The organism is Paenibacillus sp. CR_12 (assembly GCF_041953985.1).
GTDB classification, from domain to species: domain Bacteria; phylum Bacillota; class Bacilli; order Paenibacillales; family Paenibacillaceae; genus Paenibacillus_AQ; species Paenibacillus_AQ lautus_A.
The window spans coordinates 521,011-538,795 of the sequence record NZ_JAVFHO010000003.1 but is presented as its reverse complement, the minus strand read 5'-3'; the positions used below and the strand labels follow the sequence as shown (position 1 = coordinate 538,795).

Here is a 17,785-nt window from a genome sequence, read left to right as displayed (position 1 = left end):
TCTGCGCCGTCGCTGCATTCAAAAGTTTTAATTGTTTACCTAATAAATGAAATGTTATGATAACAATTAACTAATAACTTATCGATTACCTTAAAGGATGTGTACAGGTTATGGCAGGAAAAGTCACGGTGCAGCAAATTGCCGATCATCTCGGGCTTTCGAAGTTCGCTGTTTCTAAAGCGCTTTCAGGTAAATCCGGCGTCAGTCTCGAGACCCGGGAGAAAATCGTGAACGTCGCGACCCAGCTCGGTTATTTTGCCAATAAGTCGCCGAAGGCCGGAGGCAAGAAGAATGAAGCCAATGCCGACGGCAGCCAAGCCGCTAAGGAGACCGTCATCGTGCTTGTGCCGAATGTCCGCTACCAAACGCGGGATTCCCTGTATTGGGGACGGATTATCGACGGCATCACGAATGAGCTTGAGGCAAGGGACACGGGGATGGTCATCGTGACCGATCAATTCAAGGACAGCTTCGCGAATTTGATTAATCCGAGCGGGGTAAGAGGCATCATCGGCGTCGGATTCATCTCCTCGCAGCTGCTGCTCGAAATCCGCAGCCTGGATATTCCCTTCGTCTTAATCGATCATGAGGATCCGCTGATACCGTCGGATGCCCTGTTCATGAACAATGTGGAGTGCATGAGACGGGTGACCAATTATTTGATCGGGTGCGGGCATCGGAAGCTTCAGTTCGTAGGGAACGTCCGGTTCTCGCGCAGCTTCGCCGATCGTTATCAAGGCTATCGTTCCGTCCTCGGCGAGCAGGGGATCCCGCTGGATCAGAACGAGGAGCTCCTTAGCTTCGAAGGAGATAACCGCTCCGAGATGACGGAGTCGCTCGAGACGATACTAAGCCGGATGGAGGAACTGCCAACCGCCTTTGTGTGCGCGAACGACTCCATTGCCATCTGCATCATGACGGTGCTCGGCAAGCTGGGCGCCAAGGTGCCAGCAGACTGCTCGGTTACCGGCTTTGACAATATTGAGGATGCCGCTTATGCGGCTCCGTCACTGAGCACCATCCACGTCAACAAGGAGGCGTTCGGACGCAGGGCGGTGGAGATGCTGGCGAGACGGGTGGAGCAGCCGGACAGCCCGCTGGAAAAAATACTGCTGGCCGGCGACTTCATCCTCCGCGAATCCACCGCTTATGCAAAGAAGGTCGACTGACGTGAACCTGCGCGGCTACATTACCCGTCTATGGAAGGAGCGGCCGGCCGGACGCTTGGACCGGAAGCTGTTTGTGGTCTTTCTGTTTCTGATTATCCTGCCGATCGGACTCATCACGTATTTTGCGGCAGAGCGTTATACGGCCACCATCGAGAACAATACGGTCGCCTACGTGTCCCAGCTGTCGAGCAAAATGATGGGCAAGCTGGATGATTACGTGACCGATATGATGAAAATTTCGATCATTCCTTCGTACCTTAATGAAATTCAGTCCGGGCTCGAGATGTCCAATCGGCATTACCAGGCGGAAGGGCAGCCGAAGGAATCGGCAAGCCTGAACGAGAGCGAGCTGAAGCTCCAGATTACCCGCAAGGTCGAGCGGAGCATCTATTTCATGAACAACATCAAAGAAGGCACGAGCAACGTGTACCTGTTCGACCTTTTCGGCAACCCCTATTACGTGGTCAAAAGCGGCGGCAACCGTTCGAATCTGCAGCAGTACTATGACAACTGGCGCAAGCTGGCCACGGAGGCCGGCGGTCGGCCCGTGCTGGTCAGCACGCAGGAGATCGCCGTGTCCGCCGGCAGCAAGCAGTACATGTTCACGGTCGTCCGCGACATCATCGATAAATCGTACCATTCCATCGGCACCATTGTGGTGGATGCCAACATCGGCGTGATCGAGAACATCGTCACCGACCTGGAGGAGACGACGCACGGCACCACCTTCATCCTGGATGACAACGGGACCGTGATCTATGACAGCGAGAAGAAATATTTGTCCCGCAGCATGACCGACAATGCGGCGCTTGCCCAGGCCACCGGCAACGAAGGAAGCTTTCGCCATAAGGTCGACGGGGAGGAGCAGCTTGTCGTTTACCGGAAATCCGAGCAGACCGGCTGGCTGATCCTGATTACGGTGCCGGAGCGGCAGCTGATGCAGGATGCGCTCAAGACCCGCAAGATAACGATCGCGGCGGCTGTCGGCGTTACCAGCTTTGCCCTCATCATTTCCCTGATTCTGATCTATGCGCTGACAAGGCCGCTGCGGTCCATCGTCCATCTGATGAAGCAGGTGCAGACCGGCAAGCTGGATGTGGTGTTCCCGGTCCGAAGGAGGGACGAGGCCTCGCTGATCGGGGTCTCGTTCAACCGGATGATGGCACGCATCAAACAGCTCATCGACGATATTTACGCGATCGAGAAGCGGAAGAAGGAGGCGGAGCTTGAGCGTCTTCAGCATCAGATCAATCCGCATTTTATCTACAATACGCTGGAAACGATCCGGATGACGGCCGTCCTTCACAACGATCAGGAGGTGGGGGACATGGTTCAGCTGTTAGGGCAGCAGCTTCGTTACAGCATTCATGCCGGCAGCGAGGTCGTGGAGGTGAAGCGCGAGTGGGAGCATGTCAAAGCCTACATCGAGCTGCTAAATTACCGGTACGGCGAGCGGTTCGTGCTGACGCTGCCGGATGATCCGGGGGCTGATTCCATTCGGGTGATGAAGCTGCTGTTTCAGCCGATCATCGAGAACGCCGTCAATCACGGCTTCGACGAGAACAAAAACGTGCTGCATCTGACCATTACCTATGCCATGGATGGCATGAACCATGTGTTTACCGTTACGGATGACGGGCTGGGCATGTCGGCAGAAGCGCTTGCGAGGCTGCGCAGCATGCTCGATCAGGCGCAGTCCCCAGGAACGGACGGCCGGGGAGTCGGGCTGCGAAACGTGCACGAGCGGCTGCAGCTCCGATACGGAAGACCCTACGGCCTTACCGTAGACAGCGAGGAAGGGCGAGGAACCGCCGTTCGGATTACCTTTCCCGCGGAACATATAGAAGAACCGAGGACAGGAGGACTTGCAAATGCTTAACATCGCCGTGGTGGACGACGAGGAACGGATCAGGCTGGGGCTTGGCAAGCTGATACGGGACGCAAGCGAGCAATATCGGGTCGTAGGGACGTTTGCAAGCGGCCAGGAGCTGCTGGATCAATGGCATGAGCTCCAGCCCGACCTGGTCATTACCGATATCAAAATGCCGCAAATGAACGGGCTTCAGCTGATGGCGAATATCAAGCAGATGGCCTGCCGCACGAAATTCGCCGTGCTCAGCGGTTACAACGATTTCGAGTATGCCCGCACCGCCATGCGTCAGGGAGCGCTGGAATATTTGCTTAAGCCGGTCAACATGAAAGAGCTGCTCCGCATGCTGGAGAACGTCGACGAGCTGGTGAAGGGCGAGCAGAACGAGCAAAAGCTGGAGTCGGACGATCTGGTCAGCTTCCTGTTAGGCACGGATCAGCGAACAATGCCGGAGCATCTGTTCGAAGAAGTCTGCGACCGGCTGGATCGGCAGGCGCTGTTCCACGGACATTACGCGGTGCTCCTGCTTCGCACGTTCCCGGAGATCGCGGAAGAGAAGCTGCTGGCGTGGACGTCGGTCTGGGGGACGGAGCGGAGAATCATCGGCTGCGAAGGAGGAAGGCAAGCGATCTTGGCGTCCATCGCCGAGTCCGGCCATGCGGATATGGCGAGAGAATGGGCGGCCATGCTGCTTCAGCAGCTTCCCGCGGGCACTTCGGCGAAGCTGGGCATCAGCGGCGTATTCAGCGGGAGCCGCTGGCTCCCGCAAGCCTATAGGGAAGCCGCGAGCGTCCTGGAGCAGGCTTGGTACAGCGATGAACGGCGCAACTGCGGAGGCGAAGGCATAGCGGCGGTTCACCGGGAAGAGCGCTACCGGCTTGTCCGTTCCTTGGATAAACAGCTGCTTCCGGCGCTGCGTGCAGGCGAGTATGCACGCTTGTCGGCGGCGATGGGCACTTGGCTGGAAGAGACGGCTTCCCTGCGGCCCGGCTGGGCCGAATTGAGGGAAGCTTGCCTGACCCTGGAGTCGCATGTGGCGGAAGAGATGAAGCAGCGCGGCATTGACGCAGAGGATGCAGATTGGAACCTGGAGCCGGGGGACAGCGAGAATTGGCGTTCGTTCGCGGGCCGGCTGAAGCGCGCTGTAGAGGCTGCCGCCGGGCTTCTGGATCAAGGAAAGAGCGAGCATCGGGCTGTCGAGACGATCAAGGCCTATATTCAGCAGCATTACACCGAGGAGCTGGAGCTTCAGCACCTCGCCGACCTGGTCTATCTGACTCCGAGCTACTTGAGCAAGCTGTTCAAGACCGAAACGGGCGAGACGATTACGGACTATTGCATCGCCGTGCGAATCGAGCATGCCAAGCGGCTGCTGAAGGAGGATCACGGGCTCAAGACGTATATGGTCGGCGAACGCGTGGGCTACCCGGACCCGGCTTATTTCAATAAAGTGTTCAAAAAAATGACCGGAAAAACGCCAAAGGAGTACCGCGATTTTGTTAGGTGACTGTTATCTAAACTGAGGACAATAAAAGCAAACAAAGTCTATTATTTTTCGGGGCGCTGTCTTTTATAATGGTTGAAAACGGTACCATTTCATCCAGAAAGCGAGGAAGGGAACGTGTTCAATTTCAGTTATAAAACGCAGCGCTATCTTATTCTGTTCGGTTTCCTTGCCATTCCCGTGCTCCTGTCACTGACCTTCTCTTATTATCCGGCGCTCTCGCTGTTGTATTACAGCTTGACGGACTGGTCGGGTCTCGGCTGGGATATGAACTTTATCGGCTTTGACAATTACGTCGAGATTTTTACGAAGCCCGAAGTGTTCAGCTCACTCAAGAACAATCTGTATTATCTGATCGGGGGTCTCATCCAGGTCGTCTTTGCCCTCTATTTTGCCGTTATTCTGACGGGCAGGCTGAAGGGGAAAAACGGCTTCCGGGTCGCCTTGTTCCTGCCGTACGTGCTGCACAGCGTGGCTACGGTCATCATGTTCAAGAACGTGTACCACATGGAATACGGCTCGCTGAATACGCTTCTTGGCGCGCTGGGACTCGAATCCTGGCAGCAGAGCTGGCTGGGCGATAAAGGGATCGTGAATTTTGCGCTGGCCTTCATCTCGATGTGGAAGTACATGGGGCTGAACATGGTCATCTTTATCGGGGCGCTGCAGTCGATACCGGGCGACCTGTACGAGGCGGCCTCCATCGACGGGGCATCGGGCTGGCAGAAGTTCCGTTACATTACCTTGCCTAGCATCCGGGGCGTGCTGGAGCTGATGCTGATCCTCACCTTGACGGGCGCGCTCGAAGCGTTCGATATTCCGTTTGTGATGCTGCTCGGGGCGAACGATACGTCGACCTTCGTCATCAAGACGGTGGATACGGCATTCAAGTATCAGAACTTCGGACTGGCCTCGGCGATGGCGGTCGTGCTGCTGATCATCGTGCTGCTGTTCATTGTCATCCAACGGAAGCTGCTGTTCAGGGAGGAGAAGCAATCATGAGAAGGGAAGGCTCGATCGGCTTTAGGATTTTCAATTATTTCACGTTGGTTGTCGCTTTGTTCGTGGTGTTTTTCCCGATTTACTCGATCTTCGTAGGGGCGTTCAAGACCCAGGTGGAGTATTATCAATCCGGCCTCAGCTTGCCCGACAATTTCTTTAATTTCGAGAACTTCAAGCGGGTGATCGACATCGGGGATTTGGGGCTCGGATTTCGCAATATCCTGATCGTATTGGTCATTTCGGTGGTCGGCAACATCCTGTTCGGTACTATGGTCGCTTATGCGGTCGGACGGTTCGAATTCAAGATGAAAAAAGCGATCATGGGCATGTACCTGGTTGCTCAGGTCATTCCGATGGTCACGACGCAGGTGGCTACCTTCAGCGTCATCCAGAGCCTGGGAGCCTACAACACGATGTTTGCGCCGATTCTGCTGTACTTGGGAGCGGACGTGCTCCAGATCGTTATCTATCTGCAATTCGTGAACAGCATCCCGCGGGATCTGGATGAGAGCGCCATGCTGGAAGGGGCGTCCCTGTTCAAAATCTACCGTTCCATCATCTTCCCGCTGCTTGCGCCAGCTACGGCGACCCTGGTCATTCTGAAGAGCATTTCGATTTACAACGATTTTTACACGCCGTACCTGTATATGCCGAGCCAAGACCTGAAGGTGGTATCCACCGCGATTTATTCCTTCATCGGTCCGAACGCGGCGCAGCTGAACGTGATCTCGGCAGGCATTCTCATTATATTCATTCCGACGGTCGTGTTGTTCTTGTTCATGCAGCGGTACATTTTTGCGGGGGTTACGAACGGAGCGGTCAAATAACGAACACGAGACGATGAAGAAGAGGAGACTCGATATATGAACTCGACAAACACGTGGACGGAAAAAGTATGCGGCATGACCTGGGGGTGGACCGGCGTACGGGGCTCCTGGACGGGACCCGAGGCGGAATTCTCCATGGAACGCATGGCGGACATGGACGTGAATTGGGGGGCCATCGCGCTGTCGGCCGTGCAGGCAACGCCGCAGTCGACGGAAATCCCGTTCCGGGAGGAACCGACGGTGACGGACGATGAGGTGCGATGGGCGATCCGCAAGGCGAAGAGCCTGGGCCTCAAGGTGTGCTTGAAGCCGGTCGTGAACGTCGCGAACGGAACGTGGCGGGCCCATATTAACTTCTTCGACGAGGAGGTTCCGGGTGAGCCGAGCTGGGCGGAATGGTTCCGCTCCTATGGGGAGTTCATTCGCCATTATGCCGAAATCGCGGAGGAAGAGCGATGCGAAATGCTGTGCGTGGGCTGCGAGATGGTTCAGGCCGACAAGCGGGACGCGGAGTGGCGGGCCCTGATTGCGGATGTACGAAACGTCTACGGCGGGCTGGTGACGTATAATTGCGATAAATATCAAGAGGAGCGCGTGGGCTGGTGGGATGCGGTAGATATCATCTCCTCCAGCGGCTATTATCCGATCGACCAGTGGGAGGAGCAATTGGATCGGATCGAAGGCACGGTCCGCCGATGGAACAAGCCGTTCTTCTTCATGGAAGCCGGCTGTCCGAGCCGCGAGGGCTCCGCCGCCCGCCCGAACGATTGGTCGCTGCCCGGCGGCCCGTCGGAGGAGGAGCAGCGGCAGTATTATGAAGCGATGTTCGCTGCTTGCGCCCAGCGGGAGTGGATGCAGGGATACATGCTGTGGGATTGGCCGGCGCGGCTGTATGGCGTGGAGGAAGCGTCCCTGAACGATGATTATTGCATGTACGGCAAGCTGGCCGAGGAGACGGTGAAGACATTTTATGCGGCCGGCATCCGGGTTTAATGCAGGATCGGACGGGCGTACCGGCTCTGTGCGCAAGGTAGCTGAACATAAACATAGGGTTAACATCGCACCGCACGTTTGTTAGGACGTACGGTGCGATTTTTGCTGTCGGCTGCCGAGAAGCAGGTTATTTCGAGCCTAACAAGAAAATGATATGTTAGCATAATTTATGACAATAAAAACAAAAACAATTCATTTGTTTTGAACGTGTTAGCGATTATCATTTGAAATGTAAGCGATATCAGTAAGCGCTTCATGAAGATGCGAAGAAACGCAAGTACATTCAACGTACAGGGGGAAGACGAAATGAAAAAAAGATTTACGATGGCATTGCTTCTGCTCTTAACCGTATCATCCATTTTGGCCGCCTGCGGAGGAAATAAAACGAATAACGCAGGCACCGAGGCACCGCCGAGCGGCAGCGCCGGCAGCGAGCCGACCGAGGCATCCGGCGAAGCGGAGCTGGGCGGCAAGCTGAAGGTGTTGACGCACCGCACCGACCTGGTGAACGACGGCACGCTGGACAAATACGTGGAAGCCTTCAAAGCGAAATATCCGAAGGCGGAGATTGAATTCGAAGGATTGACCAACTATGCGACGGACATTCAGGTCCGTCTGACCACGGGCGAGGCCGGCGACGTGCTGATGATTCCGACAGGCCTTGCCACCTCAGAGTACGGCAAGTATTTTGAGCCATTGCCGGATACGATGTTCGAGGACGTTTATTTTGCGGACAATACTCTCTTCGAAGGGAAACGCTATGGAATCTCCACCGGCGTCAATACGCAAGGCATTGTATACAACAAGAAAGCGTTCCAGGCTGCAGGCGTCGACAAAGTGCCGACCACGCTGGATGAGCTTTACGCAGCCGCAGAGAAGCTGAAAGCGGCGGACATCATTCCGCTGTACATGAACTTCGGAGCCCAATGGACGATGGGCAACTGGGCGGATAACTCCGCATGGTACGTGAACGGGGATCCGCAGTTCGCCTCGAAGCAGGTCGCCGAGGAAGCGCCGTTCCAGGTGGATAATGCTTGGGGCATCCTTGCGAACATCGGGCGCACCTTCGTGCAAAAGGAATGGGTAGAGAAAGACTTGTACACAAACAACTGGGAGATTTCGAAAGGCGAAATGGCTTCCGGCAAAGCCGCGATGTATTTCCTGGGCAACTGGGTGATTCCGCAGGTGATCGGCGCCGGCGCGGCTTCGGAGGACATCGGCTTCTTCCCGCTCCCGTACGATAATAGCGGCAAGTACAACGCACCGCTTGGTTCGGATTACTTCATCGCCGTCAGCAAAGACAGCAAGAACAAAGAGCTTGCTACCGCGTGGGTCGATTTCTTCGTGAAGGAATCCGGATACGTGGAAGATTCCGGCTTCATGCCGATCATCAAATCGGCGGAGTCCTCCATCTCGCAGCTCGCCGAATTCCAATCGTTCAATCCGACCCTGATCGAGAGCGAAGCGACCGATCCGAAGTTTAACGAGATCGCGAACAAGGCGCAAATTGGCATCGGTACCGGCGATTACGTCCAGGAATATATCGTGGCCGACGATCTGCAGGCTGCATTCGACAAGCTGAACGCGAAGTGGAAGGAAGCCAAAACCGCACTGGGCTATTAATTCGGAGATAATAACGGGTTCGTTATCATGAGCTCGAGCGGCCTTACCCTGGGGTGATGGGGGTAAGGCTTTTTCATTGCAGGGCATAGATGCATGGAAGGAGAGACGGACAGATGAAAAGAGTTTTATTGCTGGGCGATTCCATCCGGGAGGGATACGAGCCTTATGTGAGAGAACGGCTGGCTGACCGCGCAGAAGTCGTGGCACCGGGAGAGAACGGGCGGTTCTCGTTCTATACGCTGTGGGGCGTCAACCTCTGGATCCGTGAGCTGGGGATCCCGGATATCGTCCACTGGAACAATGGGCTGTGGGATGTGCACCGCGAGGCTCCGAGGGTTGAAGCACTGACGCCGCTCAGCGAATATGCAGCCCATCTGAAGCGCATTGCCCATGAGCTGCGGCGAACGGGAGCACAGATCGTATTTGCCACGACGACGCCGGTGCATCCGGAATCCGAGGGCAGAAGCAATGAAGAGATCGATGCCTATAATAAGGCAGCCATCGAGGCGCTCATGCCGCTCGGCATTGCGATTCACGACCTGAACGCCCGGGTGAAGCGGGATCTCTCGGGTTACTTGTCGGATGACCGGCTTCACCTGAACGAGGCAGGATACCGGGCGTGCGCCGACTCGGTGGCAGACATGCTGGAAGGCTATCTGTGACTTTTAGCTGACCAATAAGCGCTAAGACCTATATCTATGGAATCTTTACCAAAAATGGCACAAGTCTATTATAGGTTCTAACAAATTTGTTACATCCTACTTGCGTTATGACGATATTATAGAATAATATGAAGGGGCGCGGCTTTCATAGAGGGAACCCGCGCTTTTTTGCTATCTGGCTTGCCTCGGCACCTTCTTATCGGAAGCCCCCCTGTAAGAGAGTGTAACGACGCGGAAGGCCGGCATACCTTAAGGGTCTACAGGCTTGAGGTGCGCATTTTCATATTTTCCATGTATAATAGAAGAAATCATTCAAATAGGAGCTAGGAAATGAAAAAGCTAGGAAGAAACGATCTATGTCACTGCGGAAGCGGGAAAAAGTACAAAAGATGTTGTCTTGAAAGAGATGAACGCACGGTATACGGTAAAGTCATCCAGTTCCCTGGTGCGAAAGCAGCAGAGCCTAAGCTACAGGTCGATCAGTTGCGGCAGATGATCAACGACAAGCTGGGGTGGATGGATTGGATCGCCGATGAGCATCGCGAGCTTGCAGAGTCTGTGTTTCCTCAGATCTGCCGGGATTACGAACTGCAGGATGAGCAGCAGCTGTTTCAAGTGTTCAGCCTCCTGATGGTCTGGAACAGCTTCTCCAGAGAAGCCAATCCGAAGTACCGCAAACAGGGTGGATATGCAAGTGCGATCGAATATATAGTAACTTCATCGCTTAACATTCCAACAACGAAGTCCGACATCGCGAAGAAACACGAGGTTTCGGTAGCCACGCTGACTCGCAACAGCGGCCAGATTCAAGATTTCATGGATGGCGTAGCGGCATCCGCAGACGACTCGTTCGCCGAGGACGAGGAATCCGCTGGCGAAGAGGATAAGGACTTGTCCTTGGGTCGTTAATTGCCAAAGAGCCAAAGTGAAAGATCCATAGCATAAGTACAGCATTTACGCATTCGGTTTCATAGCTGTGACCGTTCCCACAAGGGGGGCGGTCATTTTGCGTTGAAGGACCCAATCAAATTCCAAAGTTGTTTATACAAGTTAAGCCTATATGGTGGATTAATCAGTTTGTGATATGATTTAAAAGAGAAATGGAATTCAACGACAATAAGTTGGAGGTTGTGGTTATGAAAAAGGATAAACAATTAACCAAACTTATTAGGCTGACTGGCGAAAGGGCAAGACTTGAGGCCAAAGTAAACGAATCTTATGTTGTATATAAAGATGATTTTGGCAAACTGGTAAGGGAGTATTCTAATGGAGAGAAGGAATATGTCTCGGGAAAAGACAGTTGAACCAACAACGATGTTTGTTTTTGCCGGAAACAACGGGAGTGGGAAGAGTACGATTCGTAATCTCATCATCGACCGGATTGGAGTAAGTGTAAATATTGATCCCGATGCTCTGGCTCGGCGTCTGAGCCCGGGGCAACCGGAAGCAGCTCGCGTTTCTGCAGGAAAAGAGGCGATAAAATTAGCTCGAGAATGCCTTCAATTTCAACGGGATTTCTCCATGGAAACGACGCTCTCGGGTGGTTACGCTATTAGGCTTATGAAGGAAGCAAAGGCAAATGGTTTCCAGGTCACCATGTTTTATGTAGGCCTTGGTGATCCAAATCTAAATGTCGAACGAGTAGCCGGCAGAGTACGTAATGGGGGTCACCACATCCCTGCCGAAGATATCATGCATCGGCATCATTCTTCTATGCAAAATCTTCTCCAATACATGAGCCTGGTTGATCATCTATTTGTGATAGATAATAGCGCACTGAGTGGAGAAATTGTGCTGGAGGTAGAATTCGGGGTAATTAAGCATAGGGAATTTAATTTGCCGAATTGGGTTTTACCTATCGTTAATCAGCTGAAAGCCTTGGAAAATTAATTCTAAAATAATACTTTACACTCAAGCCGCTCCATTCAAGTGGAGCGGATATTTGCATTAATCTGTAAACCGGCCTTTTCGAAAGACTGCTTTCCGGACTAGGCAGAGACTCCACGTGAACTCGTCAGCAGCCAGCCCAAAGAGATGCCGTACAGCAGATGACCGGCCAGCCAGAATAGAAGGGCGGCAGGGTCGGATAATTCCGGGGTACGGTCAGACAAGACGGTGGTCGGATATAGGAGAAGTCCTACGGCCAAACAGGCCAATGAAACCCAGAACAAGCTTCGCCGGCGGGACCAGTTCTTCTGCTTCAAAAAGATGGCTAGAGCGATGCTCAGCAGGACAGAGATGACGAGATGCAGCGCAAACTCGACAAGTTCGGAGAGCTTCAGTTCATTCAGGAGAGGCACGTAATCGACGTTCAGGAGAAGCGTGTAGACCTCCAGCGAGGTGATGTGCTCGATGATCTTGAGGAACAGCCCGAGAAGAATGCCCGCCGCGATGCCTGCCCAGACCGGCCTGTTCAGCTTCCATATACCCCGCATGTGCGATCCCCTCCTTTGTTGTTCATTTTATAATATCAGTCCATCTAAGGTGAAGCGTATTTTCAATTTTGGAAAGGATGGACAAATTGGGTGCGTCTGCAGGCGGTTGCATTGTCCTTGTACATATAAAATAACGGCACTCACCCTCCTTAAACAGGAAGAACCGACGGCGTATCGTAGTCAATTCTTGTTTAGAAATTGTATAGTTATGTCTTATATCCTAGTTCTATAGACTTATACAGCAGGAGGATAGGATGACAGAGGAGTACTTTGACGAAATGCGCAAGTTCGGCCACGAGGATGAGATGAGGTATCGCATGTTGATGCGAGGGGTAAAGAAACTGCTGGAACAACGGAAGCGTGAAAAGTCCAAGCTGTTCGGAGGACTTCCGCTTCGACAGAAGCATAAAACCCCGCGTGCAGGCAAATGGTCATAAGCGGTCGGTAACCGAATGGTTAGCGGAACAGCATGTGTGCAAGTGGTGCAATGGAAGACGAAACCTATGTATTTAGCGTTTATTACAAATATAAAAGGCTGCCCCGACGTTTTGGAGCGGCCTTCTTTGTGACTCTACATGCCTTGATATGTCTCTGTAGGCCTTGACGTGTCTCTGTAGGCCTTGACGTGTCTCTGTAGGCCTTGACGTGTCTCTGTAGGCCTTGACGTGTCTCTGTAGGCCTTAATGTGGCTCTGCAGGCTTGATGTGTCTCTGCAGGCTTGATGTGTCTCTGCAGGCTTGATGTGTCTCTGTAGGCCTGAGTGTCTCTGCGGGCCTGATGTGTCTCTGTATGCCTTTTATATGTCTCTGCGTCCTGAATGTGTCTCTTTTGTCTCTCCACATGCCTTTAGTCTCTTTGCGCCCGCAATGGATTGTTGAATATGAGGAGGTTATGTTGCCTTCCATTTATCCGATGATCGGCTTAGTCCCCGACTGCTTACCGTATCTTGGTTTACGTGCCGGTTTTGAAAGAGTTCCATACCGGAGAGAGACCCAAGAGATCCAACAGATACAACAGATCCAACAGGTTCAACTGATTCAAAGGTCCAAATAATTAAAAAAGCCGGCTTTCCCGCATAAAGCGAAAACGAAGCCGGCTGTATGTTTGTATATGCTAGACCGTTGCCAGTTCAGGGGCGGGCGCCGGAGTTGTCGTTGGTTGATTCGGTTCTGCCGTATTCGGCTGCACAGCCGAAGGTCGGCGTTTGCCCTTCCCGCGCGGAACGCACATCGGAGTCCCGTACAGCGGGTCCTGAATAATTTCGCATGGGAGCTGGAACACGGTCTGCATCAAGTCGGAATTGATGATATCTCCCGGTTTGCCCTCAGCCTTGATGCTCCCGTCGCGGATGGCCACGATATGGTCGGCATAACGGCAGGCCAGATTGATATCATGCAGCACCATGACGATGGTCCGCTGTTCTTTGGCGTTTAAGTCGTACAGCAGATCCAGCACTTCGATCTGGTGCGTTAAATCCAGATAGGTGGTCGGTTCGTCCAGCAGAATGAGCGGCGTTTCCTGCGCCAGCGTCATTGCAATCCAGGCCCGCTGCCGCTGGCCGCCTGACAGCGAGTCAACTGTACGATCAGCCAGCTCGGTCAGTCCCGTGGATTCAAGAGCTGCTGTGACCGCTTCTTCATCTTCCCGCGACCATTGGCGCAGCCAGCTCTGGTAAGGATAGCGCCCTTGCTTCACCAGCTGCATGACCGTCAGCCCTTCCGGAGCCGTTGGCCCTTGAGGCAAAATGGCGAGCTTCCGCGCAACGTCCTTGGTGGACAGGCTTGCGATGTCGGCCCCGTTTAGTACAACCGAGCCTCGCTGAGGCTTCAGCAGCCTGGCCATGGAGCGCAGCAAAGTGGATTTGCCGCAGCCGTTGCTGCCGATAAACACGGTGATTTTACCTATAGGCACGGTTAAATCCAGATTTTCGAATATAAAGTCTCCCCCGTAGGACAGACCCAATCCCTTTGCTTCCAGCGTATTCATGACGCTTTAGCTCCTTTCGGTTCTAGAATCGATTGCGGTTACGATACAGCAGGTAGAGGAAGAACGGCGCGCCGATCGCGGCGGTGAATACGCCTGCCGGCACGTCGCGCGGCAGAAAGGCCGTCCGTGCCACCAGGTCCGCGACGAGCAGCAGAATCGCACCGATCAGCGCGCTGACCGGAAGCACGCTTCCGAAGTTGGGTCCCACGAGCCTGCGGGCCATATGCGGCGCCATTAATCCGATAAAAGCAATGGCGCCGCCAATCGAGATGGCCGCTCCGGCCAGAGCAACGCTGAGTCCGATCAGAATCAGCCGCTGCTTCTGAACCTGCGCGCCCGTGCTGCTGGCCACGTCGTCTCCAAGGGCCTGGATATTCACATTTCTGGCTTGCAGCCAGGTTAGCGGAAGAAGAACGGCGACCCAAGGAAGCAAGGTCATTACGTCCTTATCCCAGGACATGCCGTAAATGCTGCCCGCCATGAAGGTAAGCGAACGGTCCGCCAGCTGCAGCGGTCCGGAGATGATCAGCATATAGGAGATCGATTTGATCGCGGCCGATACCCCGATTCCGATCAAGACGAGTCGCAGTGGCGATACGCCATTTTTCCAGGCAAGCACATACAGCAGTCCGGTAATGAAAAAAGCGCCGAGAATGGCGAAGAGCGGCATCCAATGGATGGATACGGCGCCCGTAAATATGAAGATGAAGAGAACCGCCCCCAGCGATGCTCCCTCCGTAATGCCGATGACATCCGGAGAAGCAAGCGGGTTGCGGATGACGCCTTGCAGAATAGCCCCCGCCACCGCGAGAGCCGCGCCGATCAGCACAGCAATGATAATACGGGGCAGCCTTAGCTGCATGACGATGACCTGCTCCATCGGGGGAGCGTCACCGAATAACGCTTTGACGACATGCAGCGGCGAAACAAACTGGCTGCCGGTTCCCGTGCTGATAATCATGGTTGCAATGCAAAGCACGAATAGGATCAGGCACACCCATAGGGTTCTTCGCTCCAGCATAAACGAGACTTTGGCGTTCCGGGAACGGAATATGCGGTGTTTACTCATTGTGCTCGCCTTCCTTTCCTGGCTATGTACACGAAGAACGGCACCCCGATGATTGCAGTCATCACGCCGACAGGGACTTCCTTCGGCATGGCAATGTATCTGGAGCCGAGATCGGCCGTCACCAGCAGGAGTGCGCCAAACACCGCACTGTAAGGTAGTATCCACCGATAATCATTTCCTATTAAATACCGAACGATATGAGGGATGATGATCCCTACGAATGCGATGGGTCCCGCCGCCGCTACGGAGCCGCCGGCCAGCAGGATGACGGCTGCAGCAGCTAACAGCTTGATGAGTGCGGTTTTTTGCCCGAGGCTCTGAGCGATGTCGTCTCCCATGGAGAGGGCGTTCAGATGTCGTCCCAGCAGCAGCGCAGCCAGCATGCCAACGGCCATGTACGGCCATACGGCGGTTAGCTGGTTCAAATCGCGTCCGGCTACCGAACCGACCAGCCATACCAGCACCTGATCGAACATTTTGCCGTCGGAGAGCATTAATCCTTGGGTCAGGGAGTGGAAGAAAGCGGCCATGGAAGCCCCCGCTAAGGTGATTTTGACCGGCGTCATGCCGTCCCTGCCGATGCTGCCGAGGAAGAATACGATACCGCCGCTGACGGCGGCTCCGATCAACGCGACCCAGGTAAGGGACTGAAGTCCGCCAATGCCCAGCCAGCCCGATGCCAGAATAATGAAGAAAGCCGCGCCGGAGTTCACGCCAAGCGTGCTTGGCGACGCAATCGGATTGCGCGTGATGACCTGCATGAGCGCACCCGCAACCGCAAGGCACGCCCCCACGGCGACGGCAATTAGCGCTCGAGGAAGCCTTGCCGTGAGAATAATCAGATGTTCGTTGCTTCCGTTAAAGTGAGTGAACGATTCCCATACCTGATAAAGAGGGATGTTCGTTACTCCGAATGCGATGCTGCCCATGACGGCAGCGGCCAGCGCCAATAGCGATATCAATAGTCCGAATACGCGCATATATGCTCACTTTCTTAAGTCCATGAATAATTAAGTTCATATGAATTTTAGGTGAAGGGACGGTATCTGTCAATGAGCTTGATAATCATTCTCACAAATATATTGATATTTTTCACGAAACCCTTTATAGTTTTGAATCAGTGATTGATAATGGTTTTCAAATAGCGGGATATGACACAAGGGGGATTTAGATAGGAATGGGAACAGGAATGGCAAAGAAACGGGCAAGAGGCCTCAAGTTTAGCTTGCTGGCTCTGATCATGATCGTGATTCTCGTGGGGTGCGGAGCAAGCCCGGCGCAAGAAGGGACAAGCAACGCGGGCGGCGACACGACGAATACCGCAGAGGGCAACAGCGGCGCTGCTGCCGGCGGCGAATCGTATGAAGTTACGCATGCCATGGGGACGGAAACGATCAAAGGAACGCCTCAAAAGGTCGTCGTCCTCACGAACGAAGGAACCGAGGCGCTTCTGGCCTTGGGCGTGAAGCCGGTAGGTGCCGTTAGATCCTGGACGGGGGATCCTTGGTATCCGCATATTAAAGACCAGATGGAAGGCGTTACCGTTGTCGGGGAAGAGAGCCAGCCGAACATCGAGCTGATCGCGGGTCTGCAGCCTGACCTGATCATCGGCAACAAGATGCGTCAGGAAAAAGTATACGAGCAATTGAAGGCGATCGCGCCGACTGTTTTTGCCGAGGATCTTCGCGGCGAGTGGCAGAACAATTTTGAACTGTATGCCAAGGCGCTGAACAAAGTGTCGGAAGGCGAAGAACTCTTGGCTGCCTACGACAAGCGGATCCAGGAGTTTAAAGAGAAGGCTGGAAGCAAGGTCGACGAAACCGTCTCCGTGGTTCGTTTCATGGCAGGCAAGACGCGGGTGTACCACACCAATACGTTCTCGGGCGTTATTTTCGATAAAATCGGCATTGCCCGCAACGACATGACCAAGAACGCCAAGGACGATTTCGTGGACGAGATCACGAAGGAACGTCTGCCTGAGGTGGAAGCCGACAGACTGTTCTACTTCACTTATGAGACAGGGGATGGCGGCGCCAACCAGACCGAGCAGGAATGGATCAACGATCCGCTGTGGAAGAACCTGAACGTTGTGAAGAACGGTCAAGCCCACAAAGTGGATGACGCGATCTGGAATACGGCGGGCGGCATCCTGGCGGCCAACCTGATGATCGACCAACTGCAGGAGTTTTACGGCATTCAGTAAGGGATGAAGACGGATGCTGAAAGCTAGTATCATCGTATAGCGGAAGATGCTGGGAACAAGCGGATAAAGGAGGCACCCCGAAAGATCTGGGATCTTTTGGGATGCCTCCTTTTTTAACATCGCGCGTCGGTAACATCGCTACGTCGAAGTACCGCCGGTATGCAGTTGTATGTCACATCGCTCGCCAGTACAGCCTAACCAACTCCGGGCATCATGCCGCTAACCATGACCTGTTAACGGACACAGGGTCCCTTATTTCCCTGATTAACCCGCGATTCTCAGATCAAACGGACACAGGATCCCTTATTTCCGCAATAGACTGTCCTTTTGCCATCATATTCTATGAATAACGTATCTGGTGTCCGTTAGCCATCAAAAATTACGCCTTTTCAGCTAAATAACGTATCTTCAGTCCGCTTTCCTCAACCGGTCGCACCAAGAC

General features: G+C 53.9%; 17 protein-coding genes. 13 read left to right on the top strand and 4 right to left on the bottom strand.

Features of this window, described 5'->3' with window-relative positions:
• The first annotated feature begins 110 nt into the window (after positions 1-110).
• From RB297_RS14595 to RB297_RS14545, 11 genes are all read left to right on the top strand, one after another.
• On the top strand, positions 111-1,169 hold the full coding sequence (locus RB297_RS14595) for a LacI family DNA-binding transcriptional regulator (protein ID WP_375120800.1): 1,059 nt from the start codon (positions 111-113) through the stop codon (positions 1,167-1,169).
• A 1-nt stretch (position 1,170) separates the two neighbouring features.
• Positions 1,171-3,048, top strand: coding sequence for a cache domain-containing sensor histidine kinase (locus RB297_RS14590; RefSeq protein WP_192569582.1), 1,878 nt, complete (start codon positions 1,171-1,173; stop codon positions 3,046-3,048).
• On the top strand, positions 3,041-4,546 hold the full coding sequence (locus tag RB297_RS14585) for a response regulator transcription factor (RefSeq protein ID WP_375120799.1): 1,506 nt from the start codon (positions 3,041-3,043) through the stop codon (positions 4,544-4,546). Before RB297_RS14590 ends, RB297_RS14585 begins: the two co-directional genes overlap by 8 nt.
• 114 nt (positions 4,547-4,660) lie before the next feature.
• Positions 4,661-5,545 (top strand): carbohydrate ABC transporter permease, encoded by an 885-nt coding sequence (locus tag RB297_RS14580; RefSeq protein WP_375120798.1) that lies wholly within the window; start codon positions 4,661-4,663, stop codon positions 5,543-5,545.
• A complete protein-coding gene (locus RB297_RS14575) occupies positions 5,542-6,372 on the top strand; it encodes a carbohydrate ABC transporter permease (RefSeq protein ID WP_119849804.1) in 831 nt (276 codons plus the stop codon). The genes RB297_RS14580 and RB297_RS14575 overlap by 4 nt, the downstream gene beginning before the upstream one ends.
• 36 nt (positions 6,373-6,408) lie before the next feature.
• Complete coding sequence (locus RB297_RS14570; protein WP_375120797.1) at positions 6,409-7,365, top strand: glycoside hydrolase family 113; 957 nt, start codon at positions 6,409-6,411, stop codon at positions 7,363-7,365.
• A 306-nt stretch (positions 7,366-7,671) separates the two neighbouring features.
• Positions 7,672-8,988 carry an ABC transporter substrate-binding protein gene (locus RB297_RS14565; protein WP_096775091.1) on the top strand — a complete coding sequence of 439 codons (1,317 nt, stop codon included), beginning with the start codon at positions 7,672-7,674 and terminating at the stop codon, positions 8,986-8,988.
• 113 nt (positions 8,989-9,101) lie between these two features.
• Positions 9,102-9,650: an SGNH/GDSL hydrolase family protein gene (locus tag RB297_RS14560; protein ID WP_375120796.1), complete on the top strand. Its 549-nt coding sequence runs from the start codon at positions 9,102-9,104 to the stop codon at positions 9,648-9,650.
• Positions 9,651-9,980: 330 nt separating this feature from the next.
• Positions 9,981-10,559, top strand: coding sequence for a YecA family protein (locus tag RB297_RS14555; protein ID WP_036662158.1), 579 nt, complete (start codon positions 9,981-9,983; stop codon positions 10,557-10,559).
• 227 nt (positions 10,560-10,786) lie between these two features.
• Positions 10,787-10,954, top strand: a complete 168-nt coding sequence (locus RB297_RS14550; protein WP_175495194.1) for a hypothetical protein — start codon at positions 10,787-10,789, stop codon at positions 10,952-10,954.
• Positions 10,932-11,540, top strand: coding sequence for an ATPase (locus RB297_RS14545; RefSeq protein WP_277748112.1), 609 nt, complete (start codon positions 10,932-10,934; stop codon positions 11,538-11,540). Before RB297_RS14550 ends, RB297_RS14545 begins: the two co-directional genes overlap by 23 nt.
• 98 nt (positions 11,541-11,638) lie before the next feature.
• Here RB297_RS14545 and RB297_RS14540 read toward each other — a convergent pair whose 3' ends face one another.
• Positions 11,639-12,085, bottom strand: coding sequence for a hypothetical protein (locus RB297_RS14540; RefSeq protein WP_375120795.1), 447 nt, complete (start codon positions 12,083-12,085; stop codon positions 11,639-11,641).
• 254 nt (positions 12,086-12,339) lie between these two features.
• On the opposite strand from RB297_RS14540, the gene RB297_RS14535 reads away from it, so the two are divergent.
• Positions 12,340-12,522, top strand: coding sequence for a hypothetical protein (locus tag RB297_RS14535; RefSeq protein ID WP_375120794.1), 183 nt, complete (start codon positions 12,340-12,342; stop codon positions 12,520-12,522).
• A 676-nt stretch (positions 12,523-13,198) separates the two neighbouring features.
• On the opposite strand, the gene RB297_RS14530 is transcribed toward RB297_RS14535, so the two are convergent.
• From RB297_RS14530 to RB297_RS14520, 3 genes are read right to left on the bottom strand one after another with little or no spacing between them, the layout of a single operon-like run.
• A complete protein-coding gene (locus RB297_RS14530; RefSeq protein ID WP_213580365.1) occupies positions 13,199-14,071 on the bottom strand; it encodes an ABC transporter ATP-binding protein in 873 nt (290 codons plus the stop codon).
• 22 nt (positions 14,072-14,093) lie between these two features.
• A complete protein-coding gene (locus RB297_RS14525) occupies positions 14,094-15,140 on the bottom strand; it encodes a FecCD family ABC transporter permease (protein ID WP_213580366.1) in 1,047 nt (348 codons plus the stop codon).
• Positions 15,137-16,120 (bottom strand): FecCD family ABC transporter permease, encoded by a 984-nt coding sequence (locus RB297_RS14520; protein ID WP_375120793.1) that lies wholly within the window; start codon positions 16,118-16,120, stop codon positions 15,137-15,139. Before RB297_RS14520 ends, RB297_RS14525 begins: the two co-directional genes overlap by 4 nt.
• 197 nt (positions 16,121-16,317) lie before the next feature.
• Between RB297_RS14520 and RB297_RS14515 the strand changes: the two genes are divergently transcribed.
• A complete protein-coding gene (locus tag RB297_RS14515) occupies positions 16,318-17,343 on the top strand; it encodes an ABC transporter substrate-binding protein (protein WP_375120792.1) in 1,026 nt (341 codons plus the stop codon).
• The last annotated feature ends 442 nt before the right edge of the window (positions 17,344-17,785 follow it).

Excerpts from the sequence above, each read along its gene's own strand:
- RB297_RS14540 (WP_375120795.1), bottom strand. The coding sequence starts at position 12,085 with ATGCGGGGTATATGGAAGCTGAACAGGCCGGTCTGGGCAGGCATCGCG.
- RB297_RS14560 (WP_375120796.1), top strand. The coding sequence starts at position 9,102 with ATGAAAAGAGTTTTATTGCTGGGCGATTCCATCCGGGAGGGATACGAG.
- RB297_RS14535 (WP_375120794.1), top strand. The coding sequence starts at position 12,340 with ATGACAGAGGAGTACTTTGACGAAATGCGCAAGTTCGGCCACGAGGAT.
- RB297_RS14515 (WP_375120792.1), top strand. The coding sequence starts at position 16,318 with ATGGGAACAGGAATGGCAAAGAAACGGGCAAGAGGCCTCAAGTTTAGC.
- RB297_RS14565 (WP_096775091.1), top strand. The coding sequence starts at position 7,672 with ATGAAAAAAAGATTTACGATGGCATTGCTTCTGCTCTTAACCGTATCA.
- RB297_RS14585 (WP_375120799.1), top strand. The coding sequence starts at position 3,041 with ATGCTTAACATCGCCGTGGTGGACGACGAGGAACGGATCAGGCTGGGG.
- RB297_RS14575 (WP_119849804.1), top strand. The coding sequence starts at position 5,542 with ATGAGAAGGGAAGGCTCGATCGGCTTTAGGATTTTCAATTATTTCACG.
- RB297_RS14545 (WP_277748112.1), top strand. The coding sequence starts at position 10,932 with ATGTCTCGGGAAAAGACAGTTGAACCAACAACGATGTTTGTTTTTGCC.
- RB297_RS14550 (WP_175495194.1), top strand. The coding sequence starts at position 10,787 with ATGAAAAAGGATAAACAATTAACCAAACTTATTAGGCTGACTGGCGAA.
- RB297_RS14555 (WP_036662158.1), top strand. The coding sequence starts at position 9,981 with ATGAAAAAGCTAGGAAGAAACGATCTATGTCACTGCGGAAGCGGGAAA.
- RB297_RS14595 (WP_375120800.1), top strand. The coding sequence starts at position 111 with ATGGCAGGAAAAGTCACGGTGCAGCAAATTGCCGATCATCTCGGGCTT.
- RB297_RS14520 (WP_375120793.1), bottom strand. The coding sequence starts at position 16,120 with ATGCGCGTATTCGGACTATTGATATCGCTATTGGCGCTGGCCGCTGCC.
- RB297_RS14570 (WP_375120797.1), top strand. The coding sequence starts at position 6,409 with ATGAACTCGACAAACACGTGGACGGAAAAAGTATGCGGCATGACCTGG.
- RB297_RS14525 (WP_213580366.1), bottom strand. The coding sequence starts at position 15,140 with ATGAGTAAACACCGCATATTCCGTTCCCGGAACGCCAAAGTCTCGTTT.
- RB297_RS14530 (WP_213580365.1), bottom strand. The coding sequence starts at position 14,071 with ATGAATACGCTGGAAGCAAAGGGATTGGGTCTGTCCTACGGGGGAGAC.